Origin of the sequence: Methylophaga sp., assembly GCF_048266885.1 — a bacterium.
Lineage (GTDB): Bacteria > Pseudomonadota > Gammaproteobacteria > Nitrosococcales > Methylophagaceae > Methylophaga.
In genome coordinates this window covers 142,740-160,922 of the sequence record NZ_JBLWYR010000002.1, presented here as the reverse complement: position 1 = coordinate 160,922, position 18,183 = coordinate 142,740, and the positions used below count along the sequence as shown (strand labels likewise).

At 44.7% G+C, this 18,183-nt stretch carries 15 protein-coding genes; 9 read left to right on the top strand and 6 right to left on the bottom strand.

Annotated features, from left to right (window positions below; translation table 11 throughout):
* Positions 1-62 precede the first annotated feature (62 nt).
* The 4 genes from ACN0V2_RS01860 to ACN0V2_RS01845 all read right to left on the bottom strand — a co-directional run bounded on the left by ACN0V2_RS01860 (position 63) and on the right by ACN0V2_RS01845 (position 3,719).
* Positions 63-1,004, bottom strand: coding sequence for an alpha/beta fold hydrolase (locus ACN0V2_RS01860; protein ID WP_417549120.1), 942 nt, complete (start codon positions 1,002-1,004; stop codon positions 63-65).
* Between the two features lie 467 nt (positions 1,005-1,471).
* Entirely contained in the window at positions 1,472-2,242 is a 771-nt protein-coding gene (locus ACN0V2_RS01855) for a type 1 glutamine amidotransferase domain-containing protein (protein WP_417549089.1), read from the bottom strand.
* A 93-nt stretch (positions 2,243-2,335) separates the two neighbouring features.
* Positions 2,336-2,791: a DUF4112 domain-containing protein gene (locus tag ACN0V2_RS01850; protein WP_417549088.1), complete on the bottom strand. Its 456-nt coding sequence runs from the start codon at positions 2,789-2,791 to the stop codon at positions 2,336-2,338.
* A gap of 133 nt (positions 2,792-2,924) precedes the next feature.
* Entirely contained in the window at positions 2,925-3,719 is a 795-nt protein-coding gene (locus tag ACN0V2_RS01845) for a metallophosphoesterase family protein (RefSeq protein ID WP_417549087.1), read from the bottom strand.
* A 199-nt stretch (positions 3,720-3,918) separates the two neighbouring features.
* Here ACN0V2_RS01845 and ACN0V2_RS01840 point away from each other — a divergent pair, with 199 nt between their 5' ends.
* Together ACN0V2_RS01840 and ACN0V2_RS01835 are read left to right on the top strand one after the other, a co-directional pair.
* A complete protein-coding gene (locus ACN0V2_RS01840) occupies positions 3,919-4,701 on the top strand; it encodes a hypothetical protein (RefSeq protein ID WP_417549086.1) in 783 nt (260 codons plus the stop codon).
* 11 nt (positions 4,702-4,712) lie between these two features.
* Positions 4,713-5,003 (top strand): hypothetical protein, encoded by a 291-nt coding sequence (locus tag ACN0V2_RS01835; protein ID WP_417549085.1) that lies wholly within the window; start codon positions 4,713-4,715, stop codon positions 5,001-5,003.
* 177 nt (positions 5,004-5,180) lie between these two features.
* On the opposite strand, the gene ACN0V2_RS01830 is transcribed toward ACN0V2_RS01835, so the two are convergent.
* Positions 5,181-5,867: a VIT1/CCC1 transporter family protein gene (locus ACN0V2_RS01830; RefSeq protein WP_417549084.1), complete on the bottom strand. Its 687-nt coding sequence runs from the start codon at positions 5,865-5,867 to the stop codon at positions 5,181-5,183.
* Positions 5,868-6,087: 220 nt separating this feature from the next.
* On the opposite strand from ACN0V2_RS01830, the gene ACN0V2_RS01825 reads away from it, so the two are divergent.
* The 7 genes from ACN0V2_RS01825 to recD all read left to right on the top strand — a co-directional run bounded on the left by ACN0V2_RS01825 (position 6,088) and on the right by recD (position 17,674).
* Positions 6,088-6,780, top strand: coding sequence for a class I SAM-dependent methyltransferase (locus ACN0V2_RS01825; protein WP_417549083.1), 693 nt, complete (start codon positions 6,088-6,090; stop codon positions 6,778-6,780).
* Positions 6,780-7,556 carry a lipopolysaccharide kinase InaA family protein gene (locus tag ACN0V2_RS01820; protein WP_417549082.1) on the top strand — a complete coding sequence of 259 codons (777 nt, stop codon included), beginning with the start codon at positions 6,780-6,782 and terminating at the stop codon, positions 7,554-7,556. Before ACN0V2_RS01825 ends, ACN0V2_RS01820 begins: the two co-directional genes overlap by 1 nt.
* A gap of 167 nt (positions 7,557-7,723) precedes the next feature.
* Positions 7,724-8,539 (top strand): class D beta-lactamase, encoded by an 816-nt coding sequence (blaOXA, locus tag ACN0V2_RS01815; protein ID WP_417549081.1) that lies wholly within the window; start codon positions 7,724-7,726, stop codon positions 8,537-8,539.
* A complete protein-coding gene (locus ACN0V2_RS01810) occupies positions 8,539-9,141 on the top strand; it encodes an HD domain-containing protein (protein ID WP_417549080.1) in 603 nt (200 codons plus the stop codon). The genes blaOXA and ACN0V2_RS01810 overlap by 1 nt, the downstream gene beginning before the upstream one ends.
* A gap of 111 nt (positions 9,142-9,252) precedes the next feature.
* Entirely contained in the window at positions 9,253-12,453 is a 3,201-nt protein-coding gene (recC, locus tag ACN0V2_RS01805) for an exodeoxyribonuclease V subunit gamma (protein WP_417549079.1), read from the top strand.
* Positions 12,450-15,929, top strand: coding sequence for an exodeoxyribonuclease V subunit beta (gene recB / locus ACN0V2_RS01800; RefSeq protein WP_417549078.1), 3,480 nt, complete (start codon positions 12,450-12,452; stop codon positions 15,927-15,929). The genes recC and recB overlap by 4 nt, the downstream gene beginning before the upstream one ends.
* Positions 15,926-17,674 (top strand): exodeoxyribonuclease V subunit alpha, encoded by a 1,749-nt coding sequence (recD, locus tag ACN0V2_RS01795; protein WP_417549077.1) that lies wholly within the window; start codon positions 15,926-15,928, stop codon positions 17,672-17,674. Before recB ends, recD begins: the two co-directional genes overlap by 4 nt.
* Here recD and ACN0V2_RS01790 read toward each other — a convergent pair.
* Positions 17,671-18,108, bottom strand: coding sequence for a YhcB family protein (locus ACN0V2_RS01790; protein WP_417549076.1), 438 nt, complete (start codon positions 18,106-18,108; stop codon positions 17,671-17,673). The two genes, recD and ACN0V2_RS01790, sit on opposite strands and share 4 nt — an antisense overlap.
* Positions 18,109-18,183: the final 75 nt, after the last annotated feature.

Sequence of the window (18,183 nt, the reverse complement as noted above, 5' to 3'; positions counted from 1 at the left end):
TAATGTAAAAATTGAAGGGCCGCTTTGCGGCCCTTTTCTTTTGTTGGCTTTTACTCGGATTTTTAGGGGCGAAGTAGATTTTCAATCAAGGTCTGATGAAATTTATCCGGAGCCTGAATTTGAGGCGAATGACCCAATTCTTTAAATGTAATTAAAGTGGCATTCGGAATTCTGTCAGCCACTTCTTGGCTGATTTTTGGATAATTGCCAAGTTCTGCACGTTGAGTCTCTGGCGCCAGGTTTTTACCGACCGCCGTACTATCCTGTTCACCTATCAGCAGTAGAGTAGGCACTTGTAGATTCTCAAATTCATAAAACACTGGCTGGGTAAGCACCATGTCATAGGTCAGAGCTGAATTCCAGGCAACAATTTTCTTTCCAGGGCCGGTAAACATGCCTGCCTGCATATTTACCCAACGATCGTATCCGGGCTCCCAGCTTCCGGCGTAATAAGTGTTTTGTTGATATTTTCGAATACTGTCAGCATTGGTTTTCAATTCATTCTGATACCAGTCATCAATAGAGCGATATGGAACACCTTTGGCCATCCAATCCTCCAAACCAATCGGATTGACCATGACCAACTGTTCGATCTTTTCAGGATTCAGTAATGCATGACGGGTGGCCAACATGCCGCCCATCGAATGGCCCATGATTAGGTAAGTTTTTACATCCAGTTGTTTCAGTAACGCACTGGTATTCGCAGAGAGCTGATGAAAACTGAACTGGTAATGTTCAGGTTTGCTGGATTTGCAGAAACCGATTTGGTCAGGGGCAATCACCCGATAGCCATTATCTGCCAGAAAATGAATCGTGCCTTCCCAAGTTGCTGCACAGAAGTTTTTACCATGCAGCAATACAATTGTCTGACCATTTGGCGTTTCAGGCCGGATGTCCATGTAGGCCATTTCAAGTTGCTGGCCTTGAGAGTCAAACTGGAAATAGTCAACGGCAAACGGGTAATCAAAACCTTCTAGTCTTGGGCCGTAATTTTCCGATGCCATGACTGGCAATGCGAATATAAGAAATACACAGTAAAGCAGACGAGACATAGCTGTTTTCTCCATAAAGGGTTTCCAGTCAGTCCACTTGCTAGCGATGAAGTTCAAGTAAAAAACAAAACACGAGGGCTTGTTGCTCTTTCATATCCACCACTGCTGTAACTATTTTTGTGTCCTACAAGGCGGAAAGCACGCCGTATAGCCATCCTACATAAGTGATTGACAACGCAGGCGGGTGCAAAAATAGTTCCAGCCCTTCGGGTTGTGACTGAAAAAGCGCCACTCTGCGTTGCCTACATGGATGTAGGTCAGGAGCGTGAGCAGGATGCGGAAGCTTTGCTCGTCACTTATTTAGAACAACTAAAAGGCGCTCCTCGTGCCTTGATTGACGCTTTTTCAGCTCACAACAGAGGCGGAGATGAAAGAGCAACAAGCCCTAGCGCGGGCAAGATAAATGATACCTGTAGAGCTTAACGATTTTGCAATAACTGTACGACTTCTATACCCATCGCTCTAGCCGAATTCGGGTTTTGTCCAGTGACTAAACGTTCATCGACGCTGACTTTTTCCATAAATGGAATCCAAGCTTTGCTGATATTAGCGCCGCGTTGTTCTAATCGGTGCTCCAGTAAAAACGGCATATCGCTGTACAGTCGGACGATGCGTTCTTCTAAATTGGTAAACGTACTGACTTTGCGATCAGCTACCAGATAGTCGCCATTCGATAATGTGACATTAATCAACGCGGCAGGACCGTGACAGACCGCAGCAACCACACCCTGATTTTCATAAATCTCTTGGGTTAATCGTTGGATATCAGGATTGTCTGGAAAGTCCCACATGGTGCCGTGACCACCTGCAAATACAATAGCGGCGTAATCTGCGGCGTTAATCTGATCCAGTTTTAACGTGAATTCCATCTTTTGCCAGTCTTCAGGCGTTTCTACAAAGCGATTGTTATCATCATCCGATAATTTATAACTGCCAGGATCCATCGGCGGTAAGCCACCTTTAGGGCTGGCAATATCGATATCAAAACCAGCGGCTTTGAATTCGTAATAGGGATGAGTTACTTCAGAGAGGAAATAACCGGTCTCACGTTCACTTTCTGCTTCGTTTTCACCAATAAAACCGTGGCTGGTGACGACAATTAAAACTTTTTCACCGGCTATTGCAGAAAAAGGGGTTAGCAATATCATCAACAGCATGAAAAGCAGGCGATTTAACGTAAGTGTATTCATAAAGTTGTCCTCTTCTGTGAGGAGTAGCATAAGTAGATACTTTGGCTACTGATAATCCAAGTGATGCTTGGGATAAACGTCCAATTTGGTCAGTTAGCTGTTAATCGCTGTGATTAATAAACCAATTACCCAACTGATTAAGGCGATCATAAGAACAAGTATGCCCAGTAATAAAGCAATAAATAACACGTTTTGTATTACAGATTTGCGATAAACCTCTTTGGGTTGTAGCTGATAATCCTCAAGTAAAGCAACATTACGTTTGTTGGCTTTCCAGACAAAGTCAAACACGTCGCCAGCTATTGGAATCGCCCCCAGTACAGTATCGATCATCATGTTTATGATCATTCTACCTAGCACCATTCGCGGCACACCTATCTGATGGGCTTTGTAAATAATCACGCTGGATAACAGGCCACCAATAAAGTCACCAATGCCAGGGATCAAACCAATAAACCCATCCAGCCCAATTTTGTAACCACCGGGTAAGGTAATGCTTTCATCAAGGAACCAACCCAAACGTTCGATAAAGCGACTTTTTGTTTTCATGACTCGATATCCCTTTCCATTGGCATCAATATATTTCAGTATTAAGGCGATAGTTAACCATCTTTTATGACTAGCGACTTTAACTTCGACTAACTCAATTATTATTGTTCGACAGCTTTTTTCTAATCACACATTACTGTTCAAACCAACCATCGTCCTGTTTAATAAAAGATTGCTTGGTCAGATAGGCAAAATTACCGTTTGACCAATGATAACGAGAAATCAATATATTGTTCGGGTTGCCTTCTAGCATGTTGAAACTATTGGGGAATCCCGGTAATAAACGGTCAGAAGTTGTTGTGCCAGCATGCGACACAATTATGCCTCCATACACATGACAGTAGTCGAGATGCACATGGCCGCTGAGAATAATATCTGGCCCGTTGTTCTGAAAATTCTCGAAAGCTTGTTCTGATCCACTAACCAAACCACGATGTTCATGCCCAGTCGGTAACCAAAAAGGATGATGTGATACCAGAATTTTGATTTGCTGAGGTGAGGCTGATTCAAAAAACGCATTAATCCGTTTGATTTGCTGGGCATTAATACGGCCTCTGGACCAATCCATAGAGTTTCCGACTCTTCTAGCCGTGTTGATGCCGATGACTTTATATGTAGCTGTTTCCGTTGTCGGTTCTAAATCTTCCGCAATAAAACGTTGCCATTTTTTCCAGGGATAAAGAAAGCGTTCGTGAACACGGTATGTGCTTAAATCGTGATTGCCCGGCACGATTAAATACGGTGTTGGAAGCGCGTCGAGGAAATTGGATGCTTCGATAAACTCACTGGTTTTGGCACGTTGTGTCAGATCGCCACTAATGATTACTAGCTCAGGATCCAATTCCGCTATTTTGTGTTTAAGAGCGGTTACCACTTCTGGGATTAAGCGGCCGAAATGTAAATCTGAAATATGTAAAATCCGTTTCATACACTACCTCTGGATGGTGGTGGATGCTGTTAAGACACTGCTTCACAGCTAACATTCGTCATTATCCTGAGTAGTTTTTGTTTTAGTCTTAACGTGAAGCAATTACCCCTTTTTAAAATGATTTAAGTGCTTGTCTTTTATGAATAAATAACTTAAAAGTAAAGCTGGATTTATTTCCAGAAAATTTCAAGGAGGGGGTATGAAACAGTATATAAGATATATGTTCGGCGTTTTTTGTTTGACTTTGATGACACCGACTTGGGCTAACGATTTTGATATTGTCGGTTTGAAATTAGGTATGACCTTTGAAGAAGTAAAACAAACGCTGCTTGATTATGGTGCCAAACCGGAAAGTATCCAGCAGCAACATCAATATTTTCAGTACCACGACGGGGCTGAACTTCACAAAACAGAGTCTTTCCTGCACAGCGTCACAACTGCAAAAGAAGTAATGGGTGAAAAAGGCCGGGACCAGGACAGCTTTGTCGTGTATTTTTCGCCCCCGCCGGAACAGTCGAAGGTGGTGGCCATAACTCGCATGATAACCACGCGAAATAATCCCACCACGATAGGTCAATATATGGCGGCTCTGAACGATAAATATGGTGAACCTCAGACAATGGGAAGTCGGCTGGTCTGGTGGTTTCCCGAAGGGAAACAGAGTTGTTTTTCTTCAACTAACCTGGTGATGTCACCCGATATAGATCAAATTATGAAGAGTATCTTTTTATCAAGTGGAAATCGTTATTTCTTGGATCGGTTTCAAAATACCAAACTGACCAGTGTTGATGATTGTGCAGGTTATCTCGTCTATCAAATGGGCATGTTGCAGCCCGACGCACCCGCCAATAGCGTCACTGCCACGATGATAGACGCGCCGACATGGGTAAAAGCCAATCTCAAATCAATGGAATGGGTAGAGCAACTGAAAACCGAAGCGACTAAAGCCAGATTGGCTGGCAGTAGTAAACCTACTTTATAAGGGACAGACAGATGAAAAAAATACTGATGATTGGCTTATTTTCTCTGTGGCTGACAGCATGTGGTTCAGGATTAGAAGGCACTTATGCTGATGATATTGGCATCTATAACTATACTTTTGAATCAAATGGCAAAGTCATGATCCGTGAAAAAGGACAGATGCAGGAATATGACTATCGGGTTGATGGTAACGAGATATTCATCGCGTTGAGCGAGGAGGATGAAGAGGTTCTGGTGATTAATGATGATGGTTCGCTTTCTCCTAAAGGCTTGAAAAATGTTTATTTGATTAAGCAGGAATGATTTACATCACTTTTATTAAAAGCTGCTTTTTGAAGTCACCCCCCAATTGTTGGACATCAACATTGGGGGGCTTTTATGCTTAAACACTACAAAGCATCAAAAATACCGATTGCTGAACGTTATCTTAAAGAGGCGGGTTCCCGGAAATTGAGTTCAAGAATGTATCCCGAAACGGTCTCACACTCCAAAAAAACGACCAACCAAAGCGGTCAAACCCATTGCCAATGCTCCCCAAAACACAACTCGTGTGACGGCTTTTGCAACTGATGCTCCGCCAATCAATGCTGATATTGTTCCTAAGACCGCTAATGCTATTAGAGCGCTGATGGAAACACTTATAGCCAATTGATTGCTTGAAACTAAAAGCACAACTACCAATGGCAGTAAAGCACCAACGGTAAAGGTAGCAGCAGATGAAAAGGCTGCCTGTACGGGACGAGCGGTAAATTCCTTAGAAATTCCCAGCTCATCTCGGGCATGAGCAGCCAAAGCATCCGTATCCATCAGTTGTTTTGCTACTTGTTGGGCTAAAGACCTATCCAGACCTCGTTGAATGTAAATTGCAGTCAATTCTTCATACTCATGAAGCGGATCAGTTGCTAACTCCATGCGTTCACGCTCAATATCGGCTTTTTCAGTATCAGCCTGAGAACTCACTGATACATATTCTCCTGCCGCCATGGACATGGCACCGGCAACCAAGCCTGCTACGCCAGTCATAAAGATGATCTCCGTTGATGCTCCTGACGCAGCTACACCCACAATAAGGCTGGCTGTAGAAACAATGCCATCATTTGCCCCCATAACTGCGGCACGAAGCCAACCAACATGCTGTGTTTTATGCGCTTCAGTATGTTTTTTCATTATGATTTTCCGATTTTATTTTCAGGTGAATAGTTACTAAATCAGCAGACTCTTTGCGACATAAAGTTATGTTTTAAAAACAAGCTTATTTAGGGGGGATGTGTGATAGATAAATCACTACTGTATTCATTTTCTTGCTTTTTAATGTATCTAAATAAACTTAAGTTTCCCTTAAGCTTGAAGGCTGACAATGCCACCTCCTTGTCTTATCAGAGTGAGCATGTCATTGATGTCAAACCTCGATACCAATCAACTTGAATTTTCAGAAAAATATAATGAACTTCATGCTAAAGCCTACTTCTATAAGCATGCAGATGGTTTAGCAAGAAAATTGTCAAATTGGCGAGATCAGCAGGTCGCTAGAAATGCCTTAAAAATCGCCGGTAATCCCCTTACTGTGCTTGATGTTCCTTGTGGCACAGGACGTTTTTGGGAGGTACTGACGGAAAACCCTGAAAGAAGTGTTTTCGCCAGCGACAATAGTCAGAAGATGATTGATATTGGGTTGCAATATCGTGAAAAACAACTTTCGAAGAAAATACATACCTTTAAAGCATCAGCTTTTTCGTTACCCGTTAGTGACGGTTATGTAGATACTATTTTCTGCATCCGTTTACTACACCATATAGGTCAATCCGAAGATCGTCTTAAGCTATTAAAAGAATTTCACCGTGTCACTAAATCAACAGTGATTGTCTCATTGTGGGTGGATGGAAATGTGAAAGCCTGGAAACGTAAAAAACTCGAATCCAGCAGGGCAGATCGAGATTATCAAAACCGATATGTCATTCCAAAACAGATTATTGAAAAAGAGTTTACTGAAGCTGGTTTTCGTATAAAAGATCATCTAGATTTTCTGCCTAAATACGCGATGTGGCGAACTTATATTCTCGAAAAAGATGAGAATATGTGATGTCAAACAACATGAGTCTCTCAGGCTTTTCCACAAGCCAGACCACTGATATGTTCGATGCCTTTTGGATTAATAACGCACCTTGGTTTGAAGCTCCCAATATTCGACGTGGAGGCTGGAGTGGCGTAGTGAAATGTGTGGTTGATAGCTTCGGGAAACCGGAAACAGTCTTTATCAAAAGACAAGAAAATCATGTCACTAAAACGTTAATGCATCCGATTAAAGGCATTCCCACGTTTTTGCGTGAATACCTTAATATTCAATCATTGAATGCTAAAAACATCCCAACTCTGGATGTTTTATATTTTGAAACAAAAGCATCCAAAGCCGTTCTGGTGACCAAAGCTTTAGAAGGATATGTCAGCCTGGATAAAATTGACCTTCTGGCCCTACATCCCCGGGATAGAAATGCATTGCTAACCAGCATTGCGAAAGTAATCCGTCAGCTACACCAATACCATTACCAACATAATTGTCTTTACCCAAAACATATTATGGTTCGTCAGCTCGCCAACCAATGGGATGTAAAACTGATTGATCTTGAAAAGTTAAAACATCGTTTTTTTAAAAAAAATGCTGTCATCCATGATTTAACAACTTTTATTCGGCATTTGAATGGTCTTTGGAGTGACAGAAATATAGTGGTGTTTTTTCAAGCTTATTTCGATCAACCAAAAATATTGTTAGGCTCAAAAAAAACCATCCATCTGATGTGCAAGAAGATTCATCGTAAAGCTCAAGCCAAACATCATATCCAATCAATATTTACCTCTTGATGGTGTTAACAAAACAGTTTTGTCTTGAGCTGATGAGTTTTACAATAAACTTCTGTTATTGGGTGCAAAGATAATGGTTTCTGCCTAATATCTTGTAATCAACATTATATTTTTCAATAAATGGCGCTTTGGCGCCTTTTTCATGATCAGCTAATGAAGGGACTTTTATGAATCGCGTAGCGCTGATTTTTATTCTTTGTGGTTTATTCTTATCTGCAAATACATTCGCTGAAGTAGATACAGAAGTTAGGTCAGACTGGCAGACCATTTTTGATAACTATGCTTCGCAAGGCACGATTGTTGTGATGGATCTGCGTAAGGGGGCGTCAAAACTAATGGTGTTTAATGAGCCGAGATCTCAACAACGTTTGCCACCGGCTTCAACCTTTAAAATCCCTCATGCTTTGTTTGCACTGGATGCCGGTATCGTCAAAGATGAATTTCAACTATTTCCATGGGATGGTGTGGAGCGTAGTTTTGCCCAGCATAATCAAGATCAGGATTTGCGTTCATCGATGCGCAATTCTGCTGTGTGGGTCTATGAGCAATTTGGTGAAAAGATTGGATTGGACAAGGCCCGTGACTATCTGACCAAAATCGATTATGGCAATGCTGATCCCACTGGCGATACCCGTACTTATTGGATTGATGGCAATTTGCGGATTACTGCTCAGGAACAGATCGGCTTTCTGAAAAAACTGTATTTAAATGAGTTGCCGTTTGATGAAGCGGACCAGCGTTTGGTCAAAGATATTATGATTGTCGAAGCCGGAAAGGAGTGGATACTCCGTGCCAAGACAGGATGGGAAGGCAAAATAGGCTGGTGGGTAGGCTGGGTTGAATGGCCAACCGGACCAGTTTTTTTTGCCTTGAACATTGATACACCAAACCGGCTTGAGGACTTGCACAAACGCGAAGCGATCACTCGCAAAGTGCTGCAATCCATCGAAGCTTTGCCCAAAAGTGATTCAACGGATAAATAATGTCGCCTGAGAATAAAACAGATACCAATTTCAACAGTATCACAGCCTTTTTTCTGGAATTAGATGCGCTTAAGCATGTTGAACGGCGCAGTTTTATTTCCGGTGGAAAACGTCGTGAGAACTCGGCAGAACATTCCTGGCATCTGGCGATGGCTTGTTGGTCCATTGCCGAATATTTTACTCTTCAACTTAATATGGAAACATTGTTGAAGCTGGCTCTGGTCCACGATTTGGGTGAAATTGATGCGGGCGATACCTTTTTATATGCCAAGGATCGTAGTGCAGCCCATCATGCTGAACGCACTTGTCTGCAAAGGTTAAGCGATCATCCAGGAAACAGCATTAACGATCTTAGCGATTTATGGGAAGAGCAGGAGTTAGGTAGCAGCAGGGAGGCGATGTTACTTAAGGTTGTTGATCGATTACTGCCATTTTTATTGAATATTAATAACGATGGCAAACCGTGGAAAGAGCACAGTGTGAGAAAGTCGCAGGTCGCAGGAGCACATGCTTTCATTGCAGAGTTATTTCCAGAAATTCACCAGTGGATAACACACAATATCGAACGGGCGGTGGCAAAAGGCTGGTTAGTAGATAGCTGAGATAGCATAATGCCTTTTGAATAAATGACTTTCACTCTGTATAACGAGCCCGACAAATTTTGTGATTAGTTGTGTCAGCACAATTCACTTTTAAGCTTTGGAAAACCTAACATGCTGAATGTGATCTACAGCAATTCGATGTCGCAGCTGGCTGCACATCTGGCTGAGAGTCAACAACGCGATCCCTTGCCACCACTTCAGGCTGAAACCGTGATGGTGCAGAGTAATGAGCTGGCCCGCTGGCTCAATCTGTATCTCGCTTCCAATCAATCGATTGCTGCACATATTGAATTTCCGTTTCCCTCTGCCTGGCTGTGGAAGCTATTCCGCCAAGTCTGGCCGGAAATTCCCCGCGAATCGCCGTACTCGACCGATGCGATGAGCCTGGAAATCTTCGAATTGCTGCCAACGATCAGAAAAAAACCGGAATTTGAAGCGATAAGTCGCTATCTTGGCGAAATTGATGACGCCCGAAAAATGCTCGATCTGGCACAACGTATTGCGGACAGTTTTGACCAATATCTAATGTATCGCCCAGATTGGATTGCTCAATGGGAAGCAGGTAAAACAAATAACTGGCAGGGTTCATTATGGCGATTGCTGACACAGGATGATGCCGAACCGATGCATCGGGCACGGTTGCTGCAAAAGATGCAACAATCGCTGAAAAACAAACAGTTTCCAACTTCAATCTTACCGCCCAGAATTGCCATTTTCGGGCTGACTGCCATGCCGCCCATCTATTTGGATTTGCTGGCGGAAATCGCTGAATTTACTGACGTCTCGATTTATTTTCTGTCACCCAGTGAAGGATATTGGGGGGATTTGCTGAATCAAAAATCTCAGGCCAAACAACGCCTGTTATTTGATGATGAAGAAGATTTCGCTGATAACGGCCATCCTTTATTAGCCAGTCTGGGCAAACTGGGACAGACCTTCTTTGAACAGTTGCAGGCCATTCCCCATGAAGCGGAAATGCTCTATTTGCAACCGCAAGCCAGCGATTTACTGATTCAGCTCAAGCAGGATATTTATCAGCTCGACAGTGATAACGACACCATTATGGTGAAGAGCGACGATGACTCTGTGCAGATCCACAGTTGCCATAGCGCGATGCGTGAAGCAGAAGTGTTGCATGATCAATTATTGGATCTGTTTGAAAAACATGCTGATTTATCTCCGACCGATGTGGTGGTAATGACACCGGATATCGAAAAATATGCCCCGGTGATAGAAGCTGTTTTCAGCAGCCAGCCTATTGAGCGATTCATTCCATTCAGCATTGCCAATCGTGGTGATGCCCAGCAGCAAATGCTGATTTCGGCCTTTACCGATTTGCTGGCTTTGCCACAATCACGATTTGATGCTGAAACCATTATGCGTCTGCTGGAATGCGCGGCTATCCAGCGTCAGTTCAGACTGGATCATAGTGACCTCGACACCATCCGAGGCTGGCTGAGAGAAACCCATATACGTTGGGGACTTAACGGTCAGGATAAACAAAAACTTGGCCTGGCAGCTTTGGATGCCAATACCTGGCGAGCCGGACTTGACCGCTTATTGCTGGGCTATGCCTTGCCACCGGCAGAACGCGATCAATGGCAGTTATTTAATAACCAACTCCCCGTCAGCGGGATCTCCGGTGAACGTGCGCAGTTAATGGCACAGCTCAATGCCTTTATTGATCAGCTGAGTCAATTACGCGATGTGTTAAACAGACCGTGTAGTCCAGCCGACTGGCAAATTGTGTTGGCGGATTGGCTTCGCAGGTTGTTTAAAATCGGCGATGAGAACGAACAGCTGCAATTGGATGCCGTGTTAAAATGCATCAATTCATTGACCGAATCTGCCCAACAAGTCGGCTTTGAACAAACCTTATCGATTGATTTGGTGCGTGACTGGCTGGATTTGCATATTGAATTACCGGGTGCCGAACATCAGTTTATGGGCCGTGGCCTCACATTCTGCGACATGGTGCCGATGCGCAGCATTCCGTTTGATGTGGTGTGCCTGATTGGCATGAATGACAATAGCTATCCACGTCGGCAACCGAAACCGGGTTTTGATTTACTTTCCAGTGATTACCGGCGAGGAGATCGCTCACGTCGTGATGATGATCGTTATCTATTTCTGGAAGCGATTTTGTCGGCTAACCGGCATCTGTATATCAGTTATGTCGGCGCCAGTATTCATGACAATGCGGTGATTCCACCTTCGGTGTTGGTCAGTGACTTTAATGATGTGCTGAGCAGACGTTTTCAAACCGAGCAGGGCGATGAGATCTGGGAGCAGTTACTCACAAGGCATCCATTGCAGGCATTCAGTCCACGCTATTTTTCTGCTGAAGATAACAAGCTGTTCAGTTTTAATGCCGATGCCTGTCCGCCACCGCAAAAACAGACTGAAACCGAAAGCTGGTTTGAAAATAAACTGCCGGATGCCGATGACAGCTGGCGCTTTGTCAGCCTCAAGCAACTGATACAGTTTTTCAGTCACCCAGCAAAGTTTCTGGCACAACATCGTCTGGGCATTTTTTATGAAAATGAGGATGCCACGCTGGAAATCCGTGAGCCTTTTGCTCTGGATGGACTGGAAGCCTGGTCAATGCGTCAGCAAATGTTAGATGGCCGTTTAGCAAAAATAGACCAGAGTCAGATTCAACCAGTAATCAACGCCAGCGGCATTTTACCGCATGGCCATTTTGGTGAACTGCTATTTGACCAGCAGCTTGAAACCGTCGATGCATTTACTGACAAATTACAGCCATTGAGAACCGCTGAGCCGATACCGCCTCTGGCATTCGAGTTTGACTGTGAGGGGTTTACGCTCACCGGACAGCTTGAAGGGCTTTCCAAATCAGGACTATTGCATTACCGGCTGGCGAAAATGAAAGCCAAGGATCTGCTGGGTTTGTGGTGTTCGCATCTAGTGTTGAATTGCCTGCAACCGGAAGGCGTAGCCTTACACAGTCAGCTGCAATGCGAAGATAATTATCTGATGTTGCAGCCAGTTGAAAATCCACAACAACTTCTGGCTGAGTTATTGGATATTTATTGGCAAGGCTTGCATCAACCTATCCCGTTTTTGCCAAAGACCAGTCTGGCGTATGCCACAGCCGAGCTCAATGCTGGCAAGGCGGACCCGGAAAAAGAAGCCTATAAGGCCTGGACGTCAGGTTTTACGGCAGGTGAGGATGCTGATCCTTATCATCAATTACTGTTTCAACAATCACCGTTAACCGATGAATTCCAGAACTTGAGCTTGCGTGTTTATCAACCCATCTGGGATGCCATGCAAGGAGACAAACTATGAAGCAGTTTGATCTCGACACCACCCCGTTACATGACGTCAATCTGATTGAAGCCAGTGCTGGGACAGGTAAAACCTTTACGTTGGCCGGTTTGTATCTGCGTCTGATTCTGGAACATCAGCTTAATGTCGATCAGATTCTGGTGGTGACCTATACCCGCGCTGCAACGCAGGAATTGCGGGATCGATTGCGTAAAAAACTCAGTGATGAACGCAAACTGATTCTGGATAAACAACCACAGCGCACTGCGGATTTAAACCGATTGGATGTCGCGATTCAAAGCTTTGATGAAGCGGCGATTTTTACCATTCACAGTTTTTGTCAGCAGGTATTGAAAGACTTTGCTTTTGAGTCCGGCAGTCCGTTTGAAATGGATTTGATTGGCGATGATCGTGATCTATTACTCGCCGTCACCGATGATTTTTGGCGCAAAAATGTGGTGCAGGTCGATAACGATTTCAGCGCCTATTTATTAGCCAAAAAACAGACACCGGAAACACTGCTGCAAGCGATTCGCAATCTGGTAGGTAAACCGTATCTGCAGATTCAGGACTTGCCTGAAGTGGATACTCACGCGGCAAAACAGGCTGCCAGCCAAAGCTTTGAGAATGTTCAACAACTCTGGCAACAACATCGTGATGATTACATTGCAATGTTGAACAATAAAAAGATCCTCAGCGGCAAAAAATATCGTGCCGATTGGGTCAAATCCTGGGTTCAGATGTTTGAAAATCTGCTGAATGAAACCAGTTTGCCTTCCATGGTGTTTGAGCAGTTTGACCGGTTTACCGTTAGTCGACTGGAAGAGGCTTTGGTTGACGGACAGGAATTACCCTATGCCGAGTTCTGGCAGGCTTGTCAGGATTTTCATCAGGCCTTTAGCGATTATCAGAATCAAAATGCACTGGCCCTGCAACGTTTAAGATTGCAGTTGCTGACCTTTATCCGTGAGCAATTACCCCAGCAGAAAATCCAGCAGCAAGTGCAGTCTTATGATGACTTGTTGATCAATCTGTCGCAGGCATTACAAGGGCCACAAGGTGAGTGGCTGGTCACCAGATTACGTGAACAGTTTAAAGCTGCGTTGATTGATGAGTTTCAGGATACCGATCCGGTGCAATACGATAATTTCCGCCGGGTATTTGCTGCCAGCGGCTTGCCGGTATTTTTTGTTGGCGATCCCAAACAGGCGATTTACAGTTTCCGTGGTGCGGATATATTCACCTATCTGCAAGCCAAACAGGATGCCCAGCAAACTTACACATTAGGCAAAAACTGGCGCTCACATATCTCACTGGTTGAATCAGTGAATAGCCTGTTTATGCAAAAGCCAGCGCCGTTTATCTATGAGCAGATCCCGTTTGTTGAAGTCGATGCGTCACGTAATGAACAGCCGGCGTTGCAAGTGGATGACGGCGGGCAGGCAGCTTTACAGTTCTGTTATGTAGACAGTGATAAGCCACTGACCAAAGAAGTGATGACTGCGGTAGCCGTTGAGCAAACGACCAATGAAATCGCCCGCTTATTAAATTTGGCTGCCGACAATAAAGCCCGGTTGCTGGATGAAGACACGAAACAATCACGACCATTAACCGGTGGTGATATTGCCGTGTTAGTGCCTAATCACCGGCAAGCCCAGTTGATTCAACAAGCGTTGCGATTACGAGGCATTAACAGTGTGCAGCAGGGCAAGGAAAATGTGTTTGCCTCCAAGCAGGCGGCGGATATTTTTTGTTTATTACTGGCGTTGGCACAACCGGATCATCAGCAACGTCTCAGCACGCTATTGGCCGGACCCTTATATCAATATTCTGCTGAGGCGCTGTATGCCATTCAGCAGAATGAATTACGTTGGAATGAATTAATGGATCAGCTGCAGCTATTACAACAGCGCTGGCAACAATCCGGTTTTATGGCAATGTTCCGTGCTTTATTGCAATTGGATAATGGTCTGCAACGTTTGCTTAAACAGGCTGATGGTGAACGACAACTGACCAATTTCCTGCACCTGGCCGAATTGATTCAGGCGGAATCAGCGCGGCAGAACCATCATATTGAATCCGTCAATCAGTGGTTTGCCAGACAGCAGGAAGCCAGTGCCGCAGAAGATGAAACCGCGCAACTGCGACTCGAAAGTGATGCGGCGCTGGTCAAAATCATGACTATTCATTCGAGTAAAGGTCTGGAATATCCGATTGTGTTTTGCCCATTCAGCTGGACTGCAAGAACTACTAAAAACAAAACCGATATTGTGGAGTTTCATGATCCGCAAAACCAGTATCAACCCAGTGTCGCCTTGGCTGACCCTTTATTATCCGAAGCGCAGCAGGTTGCTGAAGAAGAACAACATGCAGAGGCGTTGCGACTGTTATATGTGGCCTTAACCCGCGCTAGAGAGCGCTGCGTTATTGTCTGGGGCAATGTTAAGGAGATACAACAATCTGCGTTGTATCAGCTATTGCACACAGAAAACTCTGCCGGTATGCGTGAAGATTTAAAGGCTTTGGCAGCCAGCAGTGCCGGCAACATTGCTGTGGCCGATTATCAACCGCAAGCACCGCTTGTTTATCAAGGCGATCAATCTGCAACAACCGTTTATCAAGCCAGAAGTTTTGAAGGCGTGATCCATAAACCCTGGCGGATTGGCAGCTTTTCACTGTTAAGCAGGGGTCATGTTTCCGAACAACCGGATTATGATGCCGAGCCGGTTACCGCTGAAGCTGAAACCAGCATTAAGCGGAATATCAAAGATCGCTTTGCCTTTGAGCGTGGCCGACAGGCCGGTAATTTCCTGCATAAATGTCTGGAAAATATTGAGTTCGATACGGCAACCCCTCAGCAGATATCACAAACCGTTGAACGCTTATTGCCCCAATTTGGCCTTGATATCCAATGGACAGACGTTGTCAGTCAATGGCTGCAGGACGTATTAAAAACGCCACTAGATGCTGGCAATAAGCTGCGCCTGTTTGACTTACCAGCCAGCCAGCGCATTAATGAAATGGCGTTTTATTTTCCGGTGGCCGGATTGAATATGTCAGCGCTGAAAAAAGTCCTGCAGCAAACTGCTAAGGATTCGGTCTGGCAGAAACTGGCGAATGATCTGTATTTTCAGGATCTGACCGGTTTTATGAAAGGCTTTATTGATCTGGTGTTTGAACACGAAGGTCGGTTTTATATCGCTGACTATAAATCCAATCATCTGGGATCTGACTCATCTCAATATCAAGGTGATGCCCTGCAAAATGCCATGATCAGTCACAGTTATCCGTTGCAGTATCTGATTTACAGCTTGGCATTACACCGGCATTTAAAACAGCGCCTGCAGGATTATGATCCGGAGTTGCATTTTGGTGGGGTGTATTACTTGTTTTTACGCGGTATGCAACCGGAGTGTTCACAAACCGGAGTGTATTTTGACCTGCTGGATCGGCAATTATTGGAAGCACTGGATCAGCTGATGGCAGGTGACTTATGAATGCGTTGAAGCTGCTGCGAGAAGCCGGTTTTTCTGAGTTGGCTTATCAGTTTGCTGCTTATATTTGTCGTCAACAGCAAATAGAAGATCCATTGGTGACTTTAACCGCAGGTTTGCTTAGCGAAACCATCAGTGAAGGCCATGTATGCCTTAATCTGCATGACTTTTATTCACAGAATCCAGCTATTCAGGAGGCGTTACCTGAGTCTTCGCAATGGTTAAAACAGCTGAAAAACAGTGAGGTGGTGGGGCTGCCGGGCGAATTCAAACCATTGATTCTGACTACTGATGGCTTGCTGTATTTATATCGCTACTGGCAGTCTGAGCAACAGGTAGCCACCGCCATACAACAACGGCTGACAACAACGGATGTGCTGCCGGAAACATCCAAGCTGCAGGCGTTTATGGCTGATTGGCAGAATAATCTGCCCGATATCGACTGGCAAAAAGTTGCGGTATTAAGTGCTTTGCAACGCCAGTTATGTGTGATTTCCGGTGGTCCCGGTACCGGTAAAACTACGGTGGTGTTAAAGGTGTTGCAGTGTCTGCAATTACTGGAAGCCACACCGCGAATTGCCTTGGCAGCGCCCACCGGTAAAGCCGCAGCACGTTTGCAGCAGGCAATAAGCCGACATACTGGCGAACAATACGCCGTCAAAACCCTGCATCGTTTGTTGGGCATCAGTGCCCGTTTTGATCAGGGGCGCTATTCAGCAGAACGGCCATTGCCTATTGATGTATTAATTGTCGATGAAGCGTCGATGATTGATATCAATTTGATGGCCATCACCTTGAGAGCTTTACCTTTGCATGCAAGGTTAGTTTTATTGGGTGACAGTGATCAACTCGCCTCAGTGGAATCCGGCGCAGTGCTCGCTAACTTATGTGCCGATCAGCCGAGCTTTTCAGCTGAGTTCAGCTCATGGGTAAAACACATCAGCCAGATTGATTTACCCCCAGCAGGCAACATAAATCCTTTGCAAGACAGTCTGGTTAAATTACAGCACAGCTATCGCTTTGCAGCGGGCGGGCAGGTTGGTCAATTAGCTTTGGCAGTCAATCAGGGCGATGCGGGGCAGGTCACGGATTTATTGGTCAATCAAACACCTTCTGCTTTGGTTGCGCCCAGTACAGAACATATCCATGCCCAGTTAATAACTGGCTATCAGTTTTATATCAATGCGATTGAACAACGTGCCGATGCCGTCAGTTGTATTCAGGCATTTGAACAGTTTCGGGTGTTATGCGCGGTTAAACAGGGAAGCCAGTCGGTTTATGCAGTCAATCAGATGATGACTAACTTGCTGGCAAAACGTGGCTGGCGAACAGCACAGCCATTTTATCCCGGCAGACCGATTATGATCACGCAGAATCATTATCGGCAGAATCTGTTTAATGGTGATATTGGTCTGATATTGCCTAATATTGATGGCGAAATGCAGGCATGTTTTTTGTTTGGTGAAGAGTTGCGTTGGTTGCCACTGAGCCGATTACCGGCACATGAAACCGTATTTGCGATGACGGTACATAAAAGTCAGGGATCAGAGTTTGACCATATTGCTTTGTTGTTACCGGAAGAAGATTCAGCAGTATTGAGCAGGGAACTGGTGTATACCGCACTCACCAGAGCGCGGCAAACTGTGCAGATTTTGTCGACACAGCCTGTATTACAGCAGGCTGTGTTACGTCGACATCAACGTGAAAGTGGTTTAGCGCAGTTGCTGCACGGGATAAAAACCGATTAGTAGTCCTTTTGCACCGCGGTAGGATTCACTTTGGTGTAATCAGGATTGGGTTTTAAATCGCCCGTTAACTCGGGTGGAATATGTTTGTTGGCATCTGGGCCATCTAACAATGCACCGGCGCGATCTGGCAGTACTTTGCGTTCAGTGAAGTTACCCAGTTTGTCGTAACCTTCGGTCAAGTGATCAAACATCTCTTTATACGGTGCCGCCATTGAGACAAACAGATTGGCTGTTTTTTCATGAAAGCTATGCACTTCTTCACGATAGGCGTCTAACTCGGCTTGTGTTTGCGATAATTGACGTTCATGCGCCTGAGTCAGTTGTTTCAATTGTTCTGGGCTGCCAACGGGTTGGCGACGGCCTATTAGAAAACCAACAATCCCTGCAATCACAACTGCAACAATGCCGATGGCCCATATTTCAATTGATGTCATGACAATTCCCTAATGAAATCTTTGATAAAAAGCTTATTATTTAACGTTATGGTGTGGTGTAAAACCCGTTTGGAT

What these genes read in the sequence shown, in the direction of transcription:
- ACN0V2_RS01860 (WP_417549120.1), bottom strand. Translation starts at nt 1,004, where the DNA reads ATGGCATCGGAAAATTACGGCCCAAGACTAGAAGGTTTTGATTACCCG.
- ACN0V2_RS01855 (WP_417549089.1), bottom strand. Translation starts at nt 2,242, where the DNA reads ATGAATACACTTACGTTAAATCGCCTGCTTTTCATGCTGTTGATGATA.
- ACN0V2_RS01850 (WP_417549088.1), bottom strand. Translation starts at nt 2,791, where the DNA reads ATGAAAACAAAAAGTCGCTTTATCGAACGTTTGGGTTGGTTCCTTGAT.
- ACN0V2_RS01845 (WP_417549087.1), bottom strand. Translation starts at nt 3,719, where the DNA reads ATGAAACGGATTTTACATATTTCAGATTTACATTTCGGCCGCTTAATC.
- ACN0V2_RS01840 (WP_417549086.1), top strand. Translation starts at nt 3,919, where the DNA reads ATGAAACAGTATATAAGATATATGTTCGGCGTTTTTTGTTTGACTTTG.
- ACN0V2_RS01835 (WP_417549085.1), top strand. Translation starts at nt 4,713, where the DNA reads ATGAAAAAAATACTGATGATTGGCTTATTTTCTCTGTGGCTGACAGCA.
- ACN0V2_RS01830 (WP_417549084.1), bottom strand. Translation starts at nt 5,867, where the DNA reads ATGAAAAAACATACTGAAGCGCATAAAACACAGCATGTTGGTTGGCTT.
- ACN0V2_RS01825 (WP_417549083.1), top strand. Translation starts at nt 6,088, where the DNA reads ATGTCATTGATGTCAAACCTCGATACCAATCAACTTGAATTTTCAGAA.
- ACN0V2_RS01820 (WP_417549082.1), top strand. Translation starts at nt 6,780, where the DNA reads ATGTCAAACAACATGAGTCTCTCAGGCTTTTCCACAAGCCAGACCACT.
- blaOXA (WP_417549081.1), top strand. Translation starts at nt 7,724, where the DNA reads ATGAATCGCGTAGCGCTGATTTTTATTCTTTGTGGTTTATTCTTATCT.
- ACN0V2_RS01810 (WP_417549080.1), top strand. Translation starts at nt 8,539, where the DNA reads ATGTCGCCTGAGAATAAAACAGATACCAATTTCAACAGTATCACAGCC.
- recC (WP_417549079.1), top strand. Translation starts at nt 9,253, where the DNA reads ATGCTGAATGTGATCTACAGCAATTCGATGTCGCAGCTGGCTGCACAT.
- recB (WP_417549078.1), top strand. Translation starts at nt 12,450, where the DNA reads ATGAAGCAGTTTGATCTCGACACCACCCCGTTACATGACGTCAATCTG.
- recD (WP_417549077.1), top strand. Translation starts at nt 15,926, where the DNA reads ATGAATGCGTTGAAGCTGCTGCGAGAAGCCGGTTTTTCTGAGTTGGCT.
- ACN0V2_RS01790 (WP_417549076.1), bottom strand. Translation starts at nt 18,108, where the DNA reads ATGACATCAATTGAAATATGGGCCATCGGCATTGTTGCAGTTGTGATT.